Annotated in this window: 14 protein-coding genes; 2 read left to right on the top strand and 12 right to left on the bottom strand. The window is 64.0% G+C overall.

The genetic code is table 11. The features are described 5' to 3' along the window. Nucleotides 1–2: 2 nt before the first annotated feature. The gene (mfd, locus tag RHPLAN_RS19205) at nt 3–3,554 is read left to right on the top strand and encodes a transcription-repair coupling factor (protein WP_068031510.1); all 3,552 of its coding nucleotides are present in this window, start codon (nt 3–5) and stop codon (nt 3,552–3,554) included. Between the two features lie 121 nt (nt 3,555–3,675). On the opposite strand, the gene RHPLAN_RS19210 is transcribed toward mfd, so the two are convergent. From RHPLAN_RS19210 to RHPLAN_RS19255, 10 genes are all read right to left on the bottom strand, one after another. Next, nucleotides 3,676–3,882, bottom strand: coding sequence for a hypothetical protein (locus RHPLAN_RS19210; RefSeq protein WP_157100352.1), 207 nt, complete (start codon nt 3,880–3,882; stop codon nt 3,676–3,678). A 285-nt stretch (nt 3,883–4,167) separates the two neighbouring features. After that, entirely contained in the window at nt 4,168–4,887 is a 720-nt protein-coding gene (locus tag RHPLAN_RS19215; protein ID WP_084245193.1) for a L,D-transpeptidase, read from the bottom strand. Nucleotides 4,888–4,919: 32 nt separating this feature from the next. Continuing rightward, the gene (locus tag RHPLAN_RS19220) at nt 4,920–5,216 is read right to left on the bottom strand and encodes a hypothetical protein (RefSeq protein WP_068020899.1); all 297 of its coding nucleotides are present in this window, start codon (nt 5,214–5,216) and stop codon (nt 4,920–4,922) included. Nucleotides 5,217–5,392: 176 nt separating this feature from the next. Further along, nucleotides 5,393–5,770 (bottom strand): response regulator transcription factor, encoded by a 378-nt coding sequence (locus RHPLAN_RS19225; RefSeq protein WP_335341014.1) that lies wholly within the window; start codon nt 5,768–5,770, stop codon nt 5,393–5,395. Nucleotides 5,771–5,887: 117 nt separating this feature from the next. Beyond that, nucleotides 5,888–6,535 carry a response regulator transcription factor gene (locus RHPLAN_RS19230; RefSeq protein ID WP_068020904.1) on the bottom strand — a complete coding sequence of 216 codons (648 nt, stop codon included), beginning with the start codon at nt 6,533–6,535 and terminating at the stop codon, nt 5,888–5,890. A gap of 9 nt (nt 6,536–6,544) precedes the next feature. Then, a complete protein-coding gene (locus RHPLAN_RS19235; protein ID WP_068020906.1) occupies nt 6,545–8,452 on the bottom strand; it encodes a PAS domain-containing sensor histidine kinase in 1,908 nt (635 codons plus the stop codon). Between the two features lie 314 nt (nt 8,453–8,766). After that, nucleotides 8,767–9,804: an LLM class flavin-dependent oxidoreductase gene (locus RHPLAN_RS19240; protein WP_068020909.1), complete on the bottom strand. Its 1,038-nt coding sequence runs from the start codon at nt 9,802–9,804 to the stop codon at nt 8,767–8,769. Between the two features lie 13 nt (nt 9,805–9,817). Beyond that, nucleotides 9,818–10,780: a Bug family tripartite tricarboxylate transporter substrate binding protein gene (locus RHPLAN_RS19245; RefSeq protein ID WP_198164416.1), complete on the bottom strand. Its 963-nt coding sequence runs from the start codon at nt 10,778–10,780 to the stop codon at nt 9,818–9,820. Between the two features lie 212 nt (nt 10,781–10,992). After that, nucleotides 10,993–11,352, bottom strand: coding sequence for a c-type cytochrome (locus tag RHPLAN_RS19250; RefSeq protein ID WP_198164417.1), 360 nt, complete (start codon nt 11,350–11,352; stop codon nt 10,993–10,995). Between the two features lie 14 nt (nt 11,353–11,366). After that, entirely contained in the window at nt 11,367–13,298 is a 1,932-nt protein-coding gene (locus RHPLAN_RS19255; RefSeq protein WP_157100353.1) for a thiamine pyrophosphate-binding protein, read from the bottom strand. Nucleotides 13,299–13,522: 224 nt separating this feature from the next. Between RHPLAN_RS19255 and RHPLAN_RS19260 the strand changes: the two genes are divergently transcribed. After that, nucleotides 13,523–15,274, top strand: coding sequence for a B12-binding domain-containing radical SAM protein (locus RHPLAN_RS19260; RefSeq protein ID WP_068020919.1), 1,752 nt, complete (start codon nt 13,523–13,525; stop codon nt 15,272–15,274). Between the two features lie 32 nt (nt 15,275–15,306). On the opposite strand, the gene RHPLAN_RS19265 is transcribed toward RHPLAN_RS19260, so the two are convergent. Both RHPLAN_RS19265 and RHPLAN_RS19270 read right to left on the bottom strand, forming a co-directional pair. Continuing rightward, nucleotides 15,307–16,287 (bottom strand): Bug family tripartite tricarboxylate transporter substrate binding protein, encoded by a 981-nt coding sequence (locus RHPLAN_RS19265; protein WP_084245201.1) that lies wholly within the window; start codon nt 16,285–16,287, stop codon nt 15,307–15,309. 31 nt (nt 16,288–16,318) lie between these two features. Then, entirely contained in the window at nt 16,319–17,413 is a 1,095-nt protein-coding gene (locus tag RHPLAN_RS19270; protein WP_068020923.1) for a mandelate racemase/muconate lactonizing enzyme family protein, read from the bottom strand. Nucleotides 17,414–17,498: the final 85 nt, after the last annotated feature.

Genomic DNA, 17,498 nt, shown 5'->3' on the forward strand with positions numbered 1-17,498 from the left:
TGATGGCCAAGCTTGCTGCTGTCAAATCGCCTGCCGAACTGCTTGCGCCTGACCGGCCGCTGACGCTCGCCAACGTTGCGGACGGCGCCGAAGGCGTGGTCATTGCCGATCTCGCCAAGGCGGTGGCGGCGCGCGCCAATGCGCCGGCCACCAGCGCTGTGGTGATCTGCCGCGACGGCCCGCGAATGGCGGCGCTGGCGCGACAGCTTTCGTTCTTCGCGCCCGGGCTCGAGGTGCTGCAATTCCCGGCCTGGGATTGCCTGCCTTACGACCGGGTGTCCCCGCACGCGGCGATCGTCGCGCAGCGCATGACCGCATTGTCGCGACTTGTGCGCATCAAGGGCCGCGAAAAGCCCGCGGTGCTGCTGACCACCGTCAACGCCGCGCTCCAGCGCGTGCCGTCGCGCGACCAGATCGCCAAGCAGGCGCTGTCGGCTGCGCCGGGCAACGTGCTCGGCATGGAAGGCGTGATCCGCTGGCTCGAGCTGAACGGGTTTATCCGCAGCTCCACGGTGCGCGAGCCGGGGGATTATGCGGTGCGGGGCGGCATCCTCGACCTGTTCGCGCCCGGGATGGACCTGCCGGTGCGGCTCGATTTCTTCGGCGACACGATTGAAACGATCAGAAGTTTCGATCCCGAGAACCAGCGCAGCGTGATGGACATGCGCGGGCTCGATCTGGTGCCGGTCGCCGAATTCCAGCTCACCACCGACACCATTCGCAAATTTCGCACCGGCTACGTGGCGGCGTTCGGCGCCGCCGGGCCCGACGACATTCTGTACGAAGCCGTGAGCGAAGGCCGCCGCCATGCCGGCATGGAGCACTGGCTGCCGCTGTTCCATGACCGCATGGACACGCTGTTCGACTATCTGCCGGGCGCGCCAGTGATCCTGGAGAACCTGGTCGAGGACGCCGCCCGCGAGCGCATCACGCAGATCGCCGACTACTACGAGGCGCGCAAGGAGCCGCTCGCGGCCGAAAGCGTGCCCTATAAGCCGTTGCCGCCGGACAAGCTCTATTTGCCCGAGGCGGAATGGAACGAGCGGCTCGGCACGTCGGCGCTGGCGCGGCTGACGCCGTTCGCGGTGCCGGACGGCGGCGCAGCCCATGTCGATGTCGGTACGCATCAGGGAAAGAACTTCGCCGCCGAGCGCACCGACAACGCCGCGGGCGTGTTTGATGCCGTCACCAAGCACGTGATGGCGCTGCAGGCCGACGGCAAGCGCGTGGTCATCGCGCTGTGGAGCGAGGGCGCCCGCGAGCGCATGAAGCATGTGCTCGCCGAGCACGGGCTGCACAATCTCACGAACGTCGGCTCATGGACTGACGCGCTAGGGCTGCCCAAGCCCCAGGTGGCGCTCGCCGTGCTGGGTCTTGAGACTGGATTTGAAACCGCCGACGCGGCCGTGATCGGCGAGCAGGACATTCTGGGCGATCGTCTCGTCCGGCCGCGAAGGGCATCCAAGCGCGCCGAGAATTTCATCGCCGAAGTGACGAGCCTTTCGACCGGCGACCTCGTGGTGCACGTCGACCACGGTATCGGCCGCTTCGTCGGCCTGCAGAACATCGAGGCGGCCGGGGCGCCGCACGATTGCCTGGAGATCCAGTACGCCGAGGGTGCCAAGCTCTACCTGCCGGTCGAGAACATCGAACTGCTGTCGCGCTACGGCTCCGAGGACACCGGCGCCGAGCTCGATCGCCTGGGCGGCACCGGCTGGCAGACCCGCAAGGCGCGGATGAAGAACCGCATCCGCGAGATCGCCCATGAGCTGATCAAGATCGCGGCCGAGCGTAAATTGCGTGAGGCGCCGAAGCTCGTGCCGCCGTCGGGCGCGATGGACGAGTTCGCCGCGGGCTTCCCCTACGAAGAAACCGAGGATCAGCAGTCCGCGATCGACGCAACCCTCGACGATCTCGCCACCGGCCGGCCGATGGACCGGTTGATCTGCGGCGACGTCGGATTCGGCAAGACCGAGGTGGCGTTGCGCGCGGCCTTCGACACCGTGATGAACGGCAAGCAGGTCGCCGTGGTGGTGCCGACCACGCTGCTGGCGCGCCAGCACGCCAAGACGTTCAGCGAGCGCTTTCGCGGCTTCCCCGTGCAGGTGGGGCAGGCGTCGCGTCTCGTCACTTCGACCGAACTAGCGCGGGTCAAGAAGGGTATCGCCGACGGCGGCATCGACATCGTGGTCGGCACCCATGCGCTTCTTGGCAAGGCCATCAAGTTCAAGGACCTGGGGCTCGTCATCGTCGACGAGGAGCAGCACTTCGGCGTCGCCCACAAGGAGCGGCTCAAGGCGCTGCGTGCCGAGGTCCATGTGCTGACGCTGACCGCGACGCCGATCCCGCGGACGCTGCAATTGGCGCTCACCGGCGTGCGCGATCTTTCGATCATCGCCTCGCCGCCGGTCGATCGCCTTGCGGTGCGCACTTTCGTGTCGCCGTTCGATCCGATCGTGGTGCGCGAGGCGCTGCTGCGCGAGCGCTACCGGGGAGGGCAGTCGTTCTATGTCTGCCCGCGCATCGAGGACCTCGCCGGCGCCAAGGACTTCCTCGAGAAGCACGTGCCCGAGGTGAAGGTCACGGTGGCGCACGGCCAGATGCCGCCGCAGGTGCTGGAAGACATCATGTCGGCCTTCTACGACGGCAAGTTCGACGTGCTGCTGTCGACCACCATCGTCGAGTCCGGGCTCGACATTCCGGCCGCCAACACGCTGATCGTGCACCGCGCCGACATGTTCGGCCTGGCGCAGCTCTATCAGCTCCGCGGCCGCGTCGGGCGCTCCAAGCTTCGCGCCTATGCGCTGTTCACGCTGCCGGAGAAAAAGAAGATCACGCCGCAGGCCGAGCGCCGCCTCAAGGTGCTGCAGTCGCTCGACACGCTCGGGGCGGGCTTCCAGCTCGCCTCGCACGATCTCGACATCCGCGGCGCCGGCAATCTCCTGGGCGACGAGCAGTCCGGCCACATCAAGGAGGTCGGGTTCGAGCTCTACCAGCAGATGCTGGAAGAGGCCGTCACGTCGCTCAAGGCTGGCATCGCCGAGCCGGTCGCCGACCGCTGGTCGCCGCAAATCACCATCGGCACACCGGTGCTGATCCCAGAGGACTATGTCGCCGATCTTTCGGTGCGGCTCGCGCTCTACCGGCGGCTCGCCGATCTCGAAGAAGACCAGGACATCGAGGCGTTCGGCGCCGAGCTCGTCGACCGCTTCGGGCCGCTGCCGGACGAGGTCGAGCATCTGCTCAAGATCGTCGCCATCAAGGCGTTGTGCCGCAAAGCCAATGTCGAGAAGATCGAGGCTGGTCCCAAGGGTGCGGTGCTGCAATTCCGCGACAACGCCTTCGCCAATCCGGAGGGCCTGATTGCCTTTATCAGCAAGCAGGGCGCTTCGGCCAAGGTGCGGCCGGACATGAAGGTCGTGCTGTTCTACGACTGGGAGAAGCCCGCGCAACGGCTGCACGGCACCACGGCGGTGCTGCGCAATCTCGTGCGGATCGCCGGGCAGGCGAAGACAACCGCGCCAGCCGCGCAAAAGCAGAAAGCATCGGCCTGACGCGCCGTCCAGAAAAGAAGTGGCCCCGCCTCGGGGGGAGGAGGCGGGGCCGTTCCAAAGCAGGCTGGGTTCGGGGGGCTGGGCTGCCTGCTTCGTACTGAACTTCTGGAAAAGAATGTTCTCAGCGGATCGTCGCGCCATCCTTGCCGGCATAGGCCGGCGTGGGGACGGCTTTGACGACCGCCGGGCCGGTTGCGGTGGCGGCTGTGTCGAAGCTGCTCGTGCGGGCGTTGATGCCGACAACGACGACGACAATCGCTGCCGCGAGCGAAACCAGGACGATCTTGAGGTGCGTGGCGCCGCGGGCGCGCAGGAGCGTCGAGTCCATCTGTAGTCTCCCTGCCATGCTGATCGTCTTGAATGCGATCCCAATCATGCTGTTCGACGTTTGATGCAGCATGTTAGTTCGGCGCTCTTCATCGCTCTATTGAACATAGGGAAGCTGCTGCTACCCAAAACGATCGGCGCGCTAGACGTTCGTATATTGGTGTAGAAGCGCGCGATCTTCCCTGGACGTCAAAAAAATGCGGCTGGCTCGGGGGGAGAGCCAGCCGCGCGCGAACCTGGTCGGTGGGGTTGGGGGGGGTGGACCGGGGCCGCGATGAAAGACTTCCTAGTAGAGACTGAAGGGCCGAACCGAATTGGCGCCTGCCACGCTCAAGCGCGCTTGAGCCTGCGGCGGTGCGGCATGCGGAACCTTCGCTTCGAGGCGCGGCCTGTCAGGCAGGACGATGACCTTGGTTCCGACGTTCACGCGGTTGTAGAGATCAATCACATCCTCGTTGACCATGCGGATACATCCGCTCGAGACATGCGAACCGATCGTCTCGGGAGCATTGGTGCCGTGGATGCGATAGACTGTATTACCGAGATACATCGCGCGGGCGCCCAAAGGATTGGACGGGCCGCCGGCCATGAAGCGCGGCAGATAGGGTTGCCGTTGCAACATCTCTTCGGGCGGGATCCAGTCGGGCCATTCGGACTTGCGTGCGATCGACTGCACGCCGGACCAGGTGAAGCCGTCACGGCCGACACCAATGCCGTAGCTGATGGCCTTGCCGCCGCCGAGCACGTAGTAGAGCCGCGTGTGCGGCGTATCGATGACGATCGTGCCCGGCGCTTCGCGGGTCTGGTAGTTGACGATCTGCCGCCGGAACCGGTCTGGCAGCTCTTTGGTCATTTCGGCGTCCTCGCGGTCCGGCGTGATCTGCTGGAAGATCGGGCCTTGCTGGCCGAACCACGGAGCATAGCCGAGCGGTTCTGCATGAGCGGCGGTGCTGGCTACGAGCGTGGCGGCGAGAGCGACGGTCGTGTGGATGCTCAGGCGTGACATGATAGACCCCTGCGATTGAACGATCGAAGCTGCTAGTTCGCGAACGAAGGAGAGATGTCGCCGGGCGGCGTGCGGTCGGCTGCGACGATCCGCACAACTCGAGCCGCGGGCCCTTGGTCCGACGGCTGGCGGCCGCGCACGCAGTCGCCCCTGTAGTACGGCCACGCGGCGTCGGCGCAGTTCGTGCCCGCCGGGAGAACGGGGAGGCGGTCGCCTTTCACGCCGCGAGGCTGCTCGATCGTCTCGTTGGGTCCGGTCGAGGCCGGTGCCACGGCAGCGTCATAGACGACGAACGAAGCGAGTGCGGCGGCAATAGCGATCCGTATCATTGTCGTCTCCCGGTCTGATCTTGTTGTCGATTGACCGCGAGACTACGAGCGCGAATGTGAGCGCTCCATTGTACGTCCGGCGTGCCCGCTTATCGAAAGGGACACTGTCCTATCCGAAGGTTTAGGGGGATATCGGCGATATGCGGGTGGCAATATGCGGTGGCTCGGGCCAGCCGTCACGCGGCATTGAGCGCGCGATCAAGACAGACGATCAGGTTCGCTTCGCTATAGGGCTTGCTCATGAAGGAGATTGCTCCGGACCGCATGGCGCGGTCCCGCACCTGGTCGTCCGGAAACGCCGTAATGAAGATGATTGGTATGCGGTGGCCGCCGGCGGCCAGCCGTTCCTGAAGTTCGATGCCGTTAAGCCCCGGCATGTGGACGTCCGAGATCAGGCACGACGTTTCTTGCACCCGGTTTGAGCCGAGAAACTCTTCCGCTGACGAGAACGTGGCTGCGCGATAGCCCAGCGACCTTATCAACGCTTTGGTTGCATCGCGAACAGCTTCATCGTCGTCAACAATCGAAATCATCGGCGTGTTTTTTTGAGGCAAGGAACGATCCTCTCGGCTTTTGTACAAATATGAGGGGATTCGGCCGATGCCGCCACGATGCTTGCAGCGCGGTCCAATGCCAGAAAGGCTAACGGAACTATACTTAAGTGTATGGAGCTAGGGCTTGGTCTGCCGGATGCCGAGTGTGTCCGCCATTCGCACCAGATCGGCGAACGATTTCGCTCCCATCTTGTGCATGACGTTGCCGCGGTGGACTTTGACGGTGACTTCGCTCACGCCGATGTCGGCGGCAACCTGCTTGTTCATCAGGCCGGACGTGACGAGGGCCATCACCTGCTGTTCGCGGGCGGTCAGCGTCTGATAGGCGGACATGAGGTTCGCTGTCGCCCTGTCGTTTTCGCGCCGCACGCGGTCACGGTCGAGCCCGACCTGGACCGCATCCAGAAGATCCTGGTCGCGGAACGGCTTCGGCAGGAATTCCACGGCGCCGGCCTTCATCGCCCGCACCGTCATCGGGATATCGCCATGCCCGGTGATGAAGATGACCGGAATCTGGATGCTGGACTGGATGAGCTTGGCCTGGAAATCCAGCCCGCTCACACCCGGCAGGCGGACGTCCAGGACGATGCAACTCGGCGCGTCAGGCATCCGGCCCGCGAGGAACTCGTCTGTGGAGCCGAACGTATTCACCCGCAGGCCGACCGACCGAAGCAGCGTCTGCAACGAAGCCCGCACGCCGGCATCGTCGTCGATGACGAAGACGGTTGCTTCATTGTCCTGAGATGGCTTCGGAATGGCCGCCATGCATGTGTCCTAGCCGGGCGCAACCGGCAGGGTGAAGCAAAATTCGGTTCCGTGCGCCTTTGCGGGCGCGGCCCAGAGCCGTCCGCCATGGGATTGGACGATGCCTCGGCAGATTGGCAGCCCCATGCCCATCCCGGTGCTCTTGGTCGTGAACAGCGGGTCGAACACGCGATTCTTGACGGCTTCGTCGATGCCGGTGCCGGTGTCCCCGACGACCACCAGCACATTGTCCGTACCGTCAAGTTGCGATCCGATCCGCAGGACGCGCGAACGGTCCGTGACCGAATTCATGGCGTCCGCGCCGTTGATCACCAGGTTCATGATGACCTGCTGCAACTGGACGCGGTCACCGAGCACAGGCGGCACCTCGCTCGGCAAGGAGGTCTTCACTATGACATTGCGCTGGCGCAGCGTGTTCATGGTGAGCGCCAGCACCTCGCGGATGGCCTCGTTGATGTCGGTTGCGACGTAGTCGGGTTTCCGGTTTCTGAGAAATGCGCGGATGCGGCCGATCACCTCGCTCGCGCGATTACCCTCCTGGATCGCACCTTCGAGCGCGTCCTTGGCTTCTGCCAGATCGGGCGTGGCACGGTCGAGCCATCGGAGCGCGGCGTTGCCGTTGGCCACCACTGCGGCGAGCGGCTGATTGATTTCATGCGCGATCGAAGCGGCCAACTCGCCCATCGTCGTCAGCCGCGCGACCCGCGCGAGCTCCGCCTGCGCCTCCTGGAGGGCTGCGGTGGCGCGGACGCGTTCGGTCTCGTCGATCGTTGCACCGACGAGCTCGGCCACTTCGCCGGTCTCGTCGAGCACCAGACTGCAGACGGTGTGGATGTTCTTGACCGTGCCGTCGTGCAGCACCACGCGATAGGAGATGTCGTAAGGCCTTTTTTCTCGTATGGCTCGTGCGCTCGCTTCATCGAACAGGGCGCGGTCTTCCGGATGGACCCGTTCACGGACCAAGTCGAGTGATGGCGTCGTCACTGCCGGATCGATAGCGAAGATATTCCACTCTTCCGGCGACCAGAATATCTCGCCGGTCTTCGTTTTCCTGGACCAGAAGCCGGTGTGGCTGAGCTTCTCTGCCTCCGCGAGGTAGGTTTCCGTGCGATGCAGATCGCTTTCCCGTCGCTCGGCGGTCTGCTTTTTGTTATCGATATCGACGCAGATGCCCACCCATTCGCGGACCGTGCCGTTGTTTTCCAGAACCGCGTTGGCGCGCACCTGATGCCAGATGTGGACACCGTCGTGCTGCCGGATGCGGTACTCGACCTCGAACGGCGATTTCTGCCGGACCGACCGTTGCCAGACATCGCGCGCCCGGTCGCGGTCGCCGGGATGCACCGCGGCCAGCCATCCCGAGCCGCGGATTTCATCTGGCGACTGGCCGGTGAAAGCGCACCATCCGGGCGACTCGATGAATTGTCCGTCCAAGGTCGCGGTCAACACCAGCGACGAGGTGGCCTGGGCCAGCGCCCGGTAGCGCTGTTCGCTTGCGATCACCGCGGCTTGTGCGCGCTTGCGTTCGGTAATTTCCTCGGCCGCGACATTGACGCCGACCACGCGGCCGCCTGGTCCTTTAAGCGGGTACCAGTTCGTCAGCCAGGCGCGGTCGGCGCCGACGCCGTCCGCGCGCTGTCCATTGACCTCGATGCCTGTGATCGGCTTGCCGCTTTCGACGATGGATCGTACGAGCTGCTCCACCTGACCGGCGATATTCGGGACCATTTCGCGGACAGTGTGGCCGAGGTGGCCCTCCACCGAGATGCCGCAGATGTCGGTCAGCCGCTGATTGATCTGCAAATACTGGCAATCGGGAGACAGGAAGGCGAGCCCGATCGGTGCCGTGTCGTAGATCCAGCGCAGCTCAGGCGGCGCGAGGCCAGCTTCGCCTGCCGCTCGCCGTGCCACCGACATCGGACGCGCAGTTTGCGCGCCCGTTCGCACGGGTTTCCGCGCCGGTCTTGCCGCTCCTTTCCGCTTGCCCATCGACCCCACCGGCACCCCAAAGGGCGCCGACCCATTGACGCGATTGAACAAAGCCGAAGCAGACGTGGCGGGGTGGATGTTCGTGCTGCGGCCGCCGCGCCGAGCCCGGATAGCGTCCTATGTTGCCCTAGGAAAGGCCGCCCGTACATTAGCCCCAAGGACAATGAGCCGGCTACTGGCCTCCGTTTCCGGGAATGCCCGGGTGGCGTCCGCAAATACAGGTACTGGAGAACCGTCTCTGTCTAAGCCATCGCCCGCGTTCTGGCCGATGCCTTGAGTTCGGGCATCACCTTCTTCGCAAACAATCCGATGGAATGCAGCGACTCCGCGAGGCTCATGTCGCCGAACACCATCTGGCACATCAGATAATTGCTGCCAGACTCTTCTATCCGTCGTGACAGCACGTCGAGGACAGTCTGCGGCGAGCCTGCGATACCGAGTTCGCGCTGTACCACATCGGGGAAGTTGTCCGCGCGCTCACCGTGCACCGGAGAACGACCGTGCAAGTGATAGAGATAGTGGAAGCTGTGGTGCCAGACCTTGTAGGCGCGGTCGGCGAGCTTCTGTGCTTCGGCATCGGTGTCGCCGACCACGACGAACACATTCATACCCATCTTGATCTTCGGATCGAGCCCGCCGTTCTGTCGCGCGGTCTCCTTGTAGCGCTCGACGCGCGCGCGCATTTCTGACGGCCGCTGGATCGCCACGAAATTCATGTTGGCGCGCGCGGCCTGCTCGGCGTTCTCGAGCGAGCTCACGCCCATCCACAGCGGCGGATGGGGCTTCTGCAGCGTCTCGAGCTCGATCGGCACGTCCGTGGCAGTCCGGTATTGGCCCTGCACGGTGACGCGCTTTTTCGTGAACGAGTCCTTCATGATCTGCCAGGTTTCGGCGAACGTTTGCCGCGACTCCTTGAAATCGGTGGACTCGCCGTAATAGCCCGCCTCGACGGGCGAGATGCCACGGCCGATGCCGAGCTCGAGCCTTCCACCGCTGAGCTGATCGAGCATGCAGATCTCCTCGGCGAGCCGCAGCGGGTGATAGAACGGCAGAATGTAGACGAGGGGGCCGAACCGCAGCGTCGTGGTGCGCTGTGCCACCGACGCGAGGAAGATGCCGGGCGAGGCAGCCATGCCGAGCGGCGTAAAGTGGTGCTCGGCGATGTGGTAGCAGTAGAAGCCGTGGCGTTCGTAAGCCTGCGCGATCTGGATGCGTTCCTCGAAGAATTGCCGAAGTGGTGCACCCGATCGATCGACGTGATCGAAGACGCCGAATTCCATTTTCAACTCCCGATTATTTTTGTTCTGGATTGAGATTGATGGCTTTGACCACGCGCTCCCAGCGCGCGGAGTCTTCCTCGATCAGGTTCCGGAACTCCGCGGGCGAACTGCCGACCGGCTCCATGAGGATGCGCGCAAGCGCGTCCTTCGCCTGAGGCTGCTGCACCGCGTTGGCGAATTCACGGCCAACCTTCTCCACGATCGCAGGAGGCGTGCCACTGCGCATCACGATGCCGTTCCAGCTGAAGGCCTGCATGCCGGGAACGGTCTCGGCCACGGTCGGCATCTCGGGATAGAAAGAGGTGCGCTTGGCCGTGGTGACGCCAAGCGAACGCAGCGCGCCCGACGCGAGATGGCTCGCGACCGATGACGAGACGTCGATGGTCAGATCGACATTGCCGGCGAGCAGGTCGTTCAGTGCCGGGGCATTGCCGCGATAGGACACGTGAACCATATCGGTGCCGGTGAGCAGCTTGAACAGCTCGACCGAGAGATGGGCCACGCTGCCGATGCCGGTGCTGGCGTAGGTCACTTTGCCGGGATTCTGCTTCAGATAGGCGATCAGCTCCTGCACGGTGTGGGCTGGCACCTTGTTGGGATTCACCACCAGCATCATCGGCGCAATGACCAGCAGCGTCACCGGCGTGAGGTCGGTCATCGGATTATAAGGGAGGTCGCGGCGCAGCGCCCGCAACGCGGTGTGCGAGGTCGGCGCCGCGTTGAGCAGCGTGTAGCCGTCGGCAGGCTGCCGGACCGCAAATTCGCCGGCGATGGCGCCAGTGGCGCCCACGCGGTTGTCGATCACGACAGGTTGGTTCCAGTTTTTGCTGACTGTCTGTGCCAGGAGCCGCATGACCACGTCGCTCGATCCGCCGGCCGCGAACGGCACGACGACCTGCACGGGGCGTGAGGGAAACGAAGAGGCCTGCTCCTGGGCGGGCAACTGCCGGCTACAGCACAGCGAAACGGCCGCCACGATCGCGCTCCGAAGCGCGGCAGGCCATACCCCAATTTTCAAATGCGAACCCCACCTACAGGCATCTCGACCAAGCCGCTTCCGCACTCCCCGGACGAAGCCGAGGCCCATGGAAATTTCCGGGAATGGCTGGGCGTGCGCAGCGCGCCAGGCTCATGTGGCTCAGGCGGGAACGCATGGGGCGGAACGCATGGGCGCGATGGTGCGCCCAATCAGTTGTTCAGGATCGCGATGTCCTTGGCCGGTCGTCGTCCCGGAAGGCTCTGTAGGAACGCGTAGATGTCGGCAACGTCCTGGTCGGGCAGCACCGCTTCGACATAGGCCGGCATGTCCCGCAACGACTGCCGCAGCACGCCTTTGAAGCCCTCGAACGGAACCTCGGTCTTGGCGAGCGCCGGCGCCGGATAGTTCAGCGCGCCGCCCTGGCCAGAGCGGCCGTGGCAGTAGTAACAGCCGACGGCCACAAAGACCTGCTTGCCATGGGCGACATCGCCCTTCGGCGCATCCTGGGCTCGCGCCGCCGCGGTGAGGGCGAGCACGCTGAGTGCGCCGATCAAGACAGCTTTCGACATCATATCTCTCCCCATCACCGCGGATCAGTCACGACATCGATCAAGGCGGGTGCGCCGCTCTTGACCACTGCGAGCGCGCGTTTGATCGCCGGCGCAAGGTCCTTGGGGTCTGTGATCGGTCCTTCGCCGTATATGCCGTAGCCTTTCGCCACGGTGGCGTAGTCGATGTTGGGGTCGGTCAGCGTCGTGCCGATGCGCGTGTTGGTGATGCCGCGGGCATGACGCGCCGCCATCGCCTGCAGGTACATCAGCTCCTGATGATAGGCGCGGTTGTTGTGCACGATATAGAGGATCGGAATCTGGTGATGCGCCGCGGTCCACAGCGCGCCCGGCACGAAGTTGAAATCGCCATCGCCGCCAAACGCCACGGTAAGGCGGCCGTGCTTCTTGTTGGCGAGCGCCGCGCCGATCGAGGCGGGCAGGTTGTAGCCGATGCCGGCACCGCCGGCGCCGCCGTTCCACTGATAGGACTTCTTCATGTCCCACAGCCGGTGCGGCCACACGTTGCGAATGGCGTTGCCGACCAGCGACCAGTCCTCGTCCTTGATCTGCGCGTAGACCTCGGCGCACATCCGCGCCGTGGTGATCGGGCTCGCGTCCCAGCCGATCGTCGCTTCGGAGCGGGCCTGGTCCATCATCGCCAGCCGCGCCGCGGCGAGCTTCTTGCCGCGCGCCTCGAACGCGTTCTTGCGGCCATCGTCGACGAGCTTCTTCACTTGCTCGGTCAGCGCCGGCAGCGAGGCTTCGCCGTCGCCGGTGATCGCCAGGTCGACGTCCTGGTAGCGCGAGAAGTCCTGATAGTTTGCTCGGATCAGCATGTCGCGGGTGCCGAGCGTGACGAGCTTGGCGTCCTTCTTGGCGACGCGCCGGTAGCTGCGCTCGATCCGGTCGCTGAACTGGTTCAACACGCCCCAGAGGTCGTTCATCTCGATCGCCAGGATCACGTCGGCTTGCGCCAGAACCGGGCCGCGGCGGAAGCTCATGTTGAGCGGATGCCGCGACGGGAAGTTCATGCGGCCGGCGTTGTCGATCACCGCGCATTGCAGGGTTTCGGCAAGCTCGACCAGCCGCTCCATGCCGGCCGGCGTTCGCGCCAGGCGGTCGCAGATGATCACCGGGTTCTCGGCAGCCACCAGCAGCTTCGCGGCTTCGGCAAGCGAGCCGGAATCGCCGACAGGCGCCATCATCTTGCCGAGCTTCGGAATGTGCAGCGTCTCTGCATCCTTGATCGGATTTTCCTGGAGTTCGGCGTCGAGCGACAGCAGCACCGGAGCCATCGGCGGCGTCATTGCGACCCGGTAGGCGCGCACGGCCGATTCAGCGAAATGCTGGAGTGACGTGGGCTGATCGTCCCACTTGGTGAAGTCGCGCGTCAGCGCGCCGATGTCGATTGCCGAATGCACCCATTCGGCGCCCGGCATGCGCTTGTCGGCTTCGACGATGTTGCCGCCCATGCAGTAGACCGGCGCGCGGTCGCACCAGGCGTTGTACATCGCCATCGTGGCGTGCTGCAGGCCCACGACGCCGTGGCAGATGAAGGCCATCGGCTTGCCTTCGATCTTGGCGTAGCCGTGTCCCATCGCCACCGCGATTTCCTCATGCGGACAGGTGAGGATTTCCGGTTTGTTGTTGTTGTGATTGAGCACGGCCTCGTGCAGGCCGCGGAAGCTCGAGGCGCAGTTCATCGCCAGGTATTCGATGTCGAGCGTCTTGAAGACGTCCACCATGAAGTCGCCGCCGCTCGACGACTGCGTGGCCGGATCCTTGACCGGAGCCGTGGTTTCGACAGCGATTTGCCGCGGACCAGGTCCTGGCGCCTTCAATTTTGCAACCGGCACGGCGGCTTCGGCGGTCGGCGCCACTGCCACGGCGGCGGTGCCGGCCAGGGCGGCGCCTTTCAAGAAATTGCGGCGACCCATACCGCGCGGATTGTCAGACTTCGACACGGTGACCTCCCAACAGTTGATATTTTGATTTTGGACAGTGTCGCGCCGGGCGCGGTGGCCGGTCAAGGCGGGCTTGGTCGTGTTATGGTTTGCGGGTAAAAAGGTAGCGTCGCGAGACTCGTCCGCATCTCGGGCCGGAAGATGCTATCATTTGCCGACGGGCCGCTTGATTGACGTCAGCTAAAGCTTAGCCGCGGGCAGCAGGTTAAGGGACGAACGAACATATGGCACCAACCGCTGTCGAAACGTCCACCCGACGTTTCCTGGTCGTTCTGATCAAGCCGTCGCATTACGACGGGGACGGCTACGTCATTCAGTGGCATCGCTCGGGGATCCCCTCGAACAGCCTCGCCAGTGTCTATGGTGCTTTTGCCGAATGCGCGTCGGCGCATGCTCTCGGGCCTGATGTGAAGATCGAATTGGAGGGATACGACGAATGCAACACGGTCATTGACGTCCGGGGCATCGTCAAGCGCCTGCGAAAGGCCGGGCAGGGTCTGATTGGGCTGGTTGGCGTCCAGTCGAACCAGTTTCCGAGAGCACTCGATCTGGCGCGGCAATTTCGCGCCAGCGGCTTGCCGGTCGTCATCGGCGGTTTTCATGTGAGCGGCTGCATATCGATGCTGCCCGAGTTGCCACCCGATCTCGACGAGGCACTTGAGCTCGGGGTCACGCTTTATGCCGGCGAAGCCGAAGGTCGTCTGCACGAATTGCTGCAGGACATCGATCGCGGTTCGCCCAAGCGCGTGTACAATCACCTCCACGATCTGCCGGGCCTGGAGGGCGCAAGCCTGCCGATCCTGCCGCGCGATATTTGCGAGCGGGTCTATATGAGGTCGTCGACCTTCGACGCCGGACGCGGTTGCCCGTTTCAATGCTCGTTCTGCACCATCATCAATGTGCAAGGCCGCAAATCGCGCTATCGCACGGCGGATGACGTCGAGGCGATCGTGCGTGCCAACGCTGCGCAAGGCATCACACGTTTTTTCGTGACCGATGACGACTTTGCCCGCAACAAGAACTGGGAGTCGATCCTCGACCGTCTCGCCGACTTGCGAGTGCGGCAGGGATTCGGGATTTCACTGGTGCTGCAGGTCGATACGCTGAGTTACCGCATCCCCGGCTTCATCGAGAAGGCTGCGCGAGCGGGCTGCCGATCGGTCTTCATTGGGCTCGAGAACATCAACCCAGAATCCCTGATGGCGGCCAAAAAACGCCAGAACAAAATCTGGGAATACCGCGAGATGCTGCTCGCCTGGCGGCGGTTCAGAATTTCCACCCATGCCGGCTATATTCTCGGTTTCCCGGCCGATACGCCTCAATCGATCGCCCGCGATATCGAGATCATCAAGAAGGAACTGCCGGTCGATCTGCTTGAGTTCTTCTATCTCACGCCGCTTCCGGGTTCCGAGGATCACAAGAAGCTCTACGTTTCCGGCACCCGTTTGGAGCCGGATCTGAACAAATACGATCTCGAACATCCGTGCACCGATCATCCACGGATGAGCCAGGAAGAGTGGACGCAAGCCTACAACGACGCGTGGGAGCGCTACTATTCCAGAGACCACATCGAGACCATCCTGCGCCGCGCGGCGGCAAGCGTGGTCGGCCTGGGGAAGGTCGCCAATGGCGCAACCATTTTTTCGGGGGCTACAAGCATTGAAGGGCTGCACCCCCTGCAGTGCGGAATTGGACGCCGTAAGGTGCGGACGCAGCGCCGGGCCGGATACCCTATCGAGAATCCGTTCACGTTCTACCCACGACGCGCGGTGGAAATAACCTTCGAATGGTCGCGTTGGGGCTGGCGCTTCTGGTGGATCCGAAGGCTGCGCAAGCGCATCGCCGCTGATCCGGCCTCTTCGCGCTACTCGGACGAGGCTTTGATTGAAACGCCTGTAACCGACAGCATCGTCGAAACCTACGCCAGCAAGGTGCCGAAGACGCACGGCGCGCCCGTTCGTCAGCCGGCTGCGTGAGCGAAGTCAGCCGCGAGCGGAAAACAGCACCGTCATTCCGGCTTGATGTTGCCGGCCGCGATAATCTTCACCCATTTGTCGATCTCGCGGTCGACGTGGCTGCGAAATTCATCGGTCGAGGTGCCGATCGGTTGAAAGCCGCGCGCCAGAAGCTTCTCGCGAAACACCGCGTCCTTCACTGTCGTGGCCGAGATGCGCTGCAGCTTCTCGACGATCGGGGCGGGGGTCGAAGCGGGTACGACCAGGCCCATCTCGCTTGCGGAGTCGACGCTGCCGTAGCCGATCTCGTCCATGCCAGGGATGCCCGGAAGCTGTGGCGCGCGTCCGCGCGTGACGCCAAGCCCGCGCGCGTTTCCAGCTTCAATGTAGGACTTGATCGACGGCACCGCGCCGAAGGTGAAGTCGACCTTGCCGGCGAGGAAATCGGCCAGCGCCGGCGCGCCGCCGCGATAGGGGACAATGACGATCTGGATGCCGGCGACCTGGCGGAATTGTTCGCCGGCGAGGTGAATGCCGGTGCCGATGCCGGCCGATGCAAAGGTCAGCTTGCCGGGATTGGCCTTGGCGTAGTCGACCAATTCCTTCGCGGTTTTGAACGGCGAGGCCGCGGGCACCGCGAGCACGAGCTGCGTGCGTGAAAGCAGCGACACCGGGATGAAATCCTTTCGCGTGTCGTAGGGAAGCTTCTCGCCGAGCAGGCCGGGATTGGTGACGAAGGCAGAGTCGACCATGCCGATGGTGTAACCATCGCCCGCCGCATCGGCGACGGCGCGGGTGCCGATGGTGCTGGCGCCACCGGCACGGTTGTCGATGACAAGCGGCTGGCCGAATTCTTTCTCCATTTGCGCCGCGAGCAGCCGCGAGAACACGTCGGTCCCGCCGCCCGGTGCATACGGCACGATCAGCTTCACCGGACGTTGCGGGTAAGCGTCTTGCGCGCGCAAGGAAGAAGCACCCGCAAGACATAACGCAGCAGCACCGGTGGCGAGCTGCCGCCTGCTCACGAAGGTCATGGACTTTTCTCCCGAACGGCGTTTGTTGTTGTCAGACGCGGTATTTCAACAACTCATCCTCTTCTGGATCGGCGCCAAGTCCGGGCCGGTCCGGCACGTCGACCGCGCCGTTCACGTCCGGCACCGTCTTCGTGTAGGGGACAAAAGCCACATCGGCGAACAGCCGCTCCAGCGGCGCATCGCGGTCTTTCGAGGCGATACAGTGCAGCGTTGCGAGATAGCCCGGGCCGAAGAAGAAAGCATGGGGCACGCAGGTGATGCCGGACTTCTCGGACTCGGTCGCGATGCGGAAGAGTTGCGTGATGCCGCCGATTTTGACGATAGACGGCTGCACATAGTCGGTAGCACCGGCCGCAATCATTTTGCGGAAATCGCTTGGGCTCGTCGCGTTCTCGCCCATCGCGAGCGGCATGCCAGTGGCCTTGCGGAGCTTGGCCGCCGATTCAAAATCCTCCGGAGGCCAGATCGGCTCCTCGACCCAATACGGATTCGACGGTTTCATCGCGGCGACCGGCTTTTCGGCTTCGCCAGGCGTCCAGCCGCAATTGGTGTCGACCTTGATTGGGATCGCCGGCCCGGTGACCGAGCGGGCCGCGGCGACGGCCTCGGCGGTGCGCTCATGCAGCTTGATGTGGCGATAGCCGCGCTCCAAGGCGCGAGCGGTGTTGCGCTTCACGTGCTCGACATCGCCGGCGTATTGCAGAAGCGACGCATAGGTCTCGACGCGCTTGCGCTTCGGTCCGCCCAGCAGCTTCGACACCGACGCGCGTTCGAGCTTGCCGCGGATGTCCCACAGCGCGATGTCGAGGCCGCTCAGTGCATGCATCACCGGACCGGCGCGACCGAGGCCGTGCAATAGCCGCTCCATGGTGGGAAGCAGGTTCGGATCGGTCGGATCCTTGCCGACCGCAAGCTGCCGGATCCAATTGTCATAGGCCGCGACCACCAAGGTGCCGCTCGAGCCGAAGGCCTCGCCCCAGCCAATCGTGCCATCGCTGCATTTCACTTTGACATAGAGCGCCTCGACATGGGTGCGCGGCCGGCCGGCGAACAGCGGAGGCGGCGCCCAGGTGTCGAGCGGGATCCGCACGTGAATGACGTCAATGGCACTGATGGTGACGGGCATTTCGCTTCCTCGGGATGGCAGGCTTTTTGAGATCGCTATAGTGGACGACATGCGGGGCGCTGTAATCCCGGTTTTTGCAGTTCTG

Source organism: Rhodoplanes sp. Z2-YC6860, assembly GCF_001579845.1.
Lineage (GTDB): Bacteria > Pseudomonadota > Alphaproteobacteria > Rhizobiales > Xanthobacteraceae > Z2-YC6860.

What these genes read in the sequence shown, in the direction of transcription:
- mfd (WP_068031510.1), top strand. Translation starts at nt 3, where the DNA reads ATGGCCAAGCTTGCTGCTGTCAAATCGCCTGCCGAACTGCTTGCGCCT.
- RHPLAN_RS19210 (WP_157100352.1), bottom strand. Translation starts at nt 3,882, where the DNA reads ATGGACTCGACGCTCCTGCGCGCCCGCGGCGCCACGCACCTCAAGATC.
- RHPLAN_RS19215 (WP_084245193.1), bottom strand. Translation starts at nt 4,887, where the DNA reads ATGTCACGCCTGAGCATCCACACGACCGTCGCTCTCGCCGCCACGCTC.
- RHPLAN_RS19220 (WP_068020899.1), bottom strand. Translation starts at nt 5,216, where the DNA reads ATGATACGGATCGCTATTGCCGCCGCACTCGCTTCGTTCGTCGTCTAT.
- RHPLAN_RS19230 (WP_068020904.1), bottom strand. Translation starts at nt 6,535, where the DNA reads ATGGCGGCCATTCCGAAGCCATCTCAGGACAATGAAGCAACCGTCTTC.
- RHPLAN_RS19235 (WP_068020906.1), bottom strand. Translation starts at nt 8,452, where the DNA reads ATGTCGGTGGCACGGCGAGCGGCAGGCGAAGCTGGCCTCGCGCCGCCT.
- RHPLAN_RS19240 (WP_068020909.1), bottom strand. Translation starts at nt 9,804, where the DNA reads ATGGAATTCGGCGTCTTCGATCACGTCGATCGATCGGGTGCACCACTT.
- RHPLAN_RS19250 (WP_198164417.1), bottom strand. Translation starts at nt 11,352, where the DNA reads ATGTCGAAAGCTGTCTTGATCGGCGCACTCAGCGTGCTCGCCCTCACC.
- RHPLAN_RS19260 (WP_068020919.1), top strand. Translation starts at nt 13,523, where the DNA reads ATGGCACCAACCGCTGTCGAAACGTCCACCCGACGTTTCCTGGTCGTT.
- RHPLAN_RS19265 (WP_084245201.1), bottom strand. Translation starts at nt 16,287, where the DNA reads ATGACCTTCGTGAGCAGGCGGCAGCTCGCCACCGGTGCTGCTGCGTTA.
- RHPLAN_RS19270 (WP_068020923.1), bottom strand. Translation starts at nt 17,413, where the DNA reads ATGCCCGTCACCATCAGTGCCATTGACGTCATTCACGTGCGGATCCCG.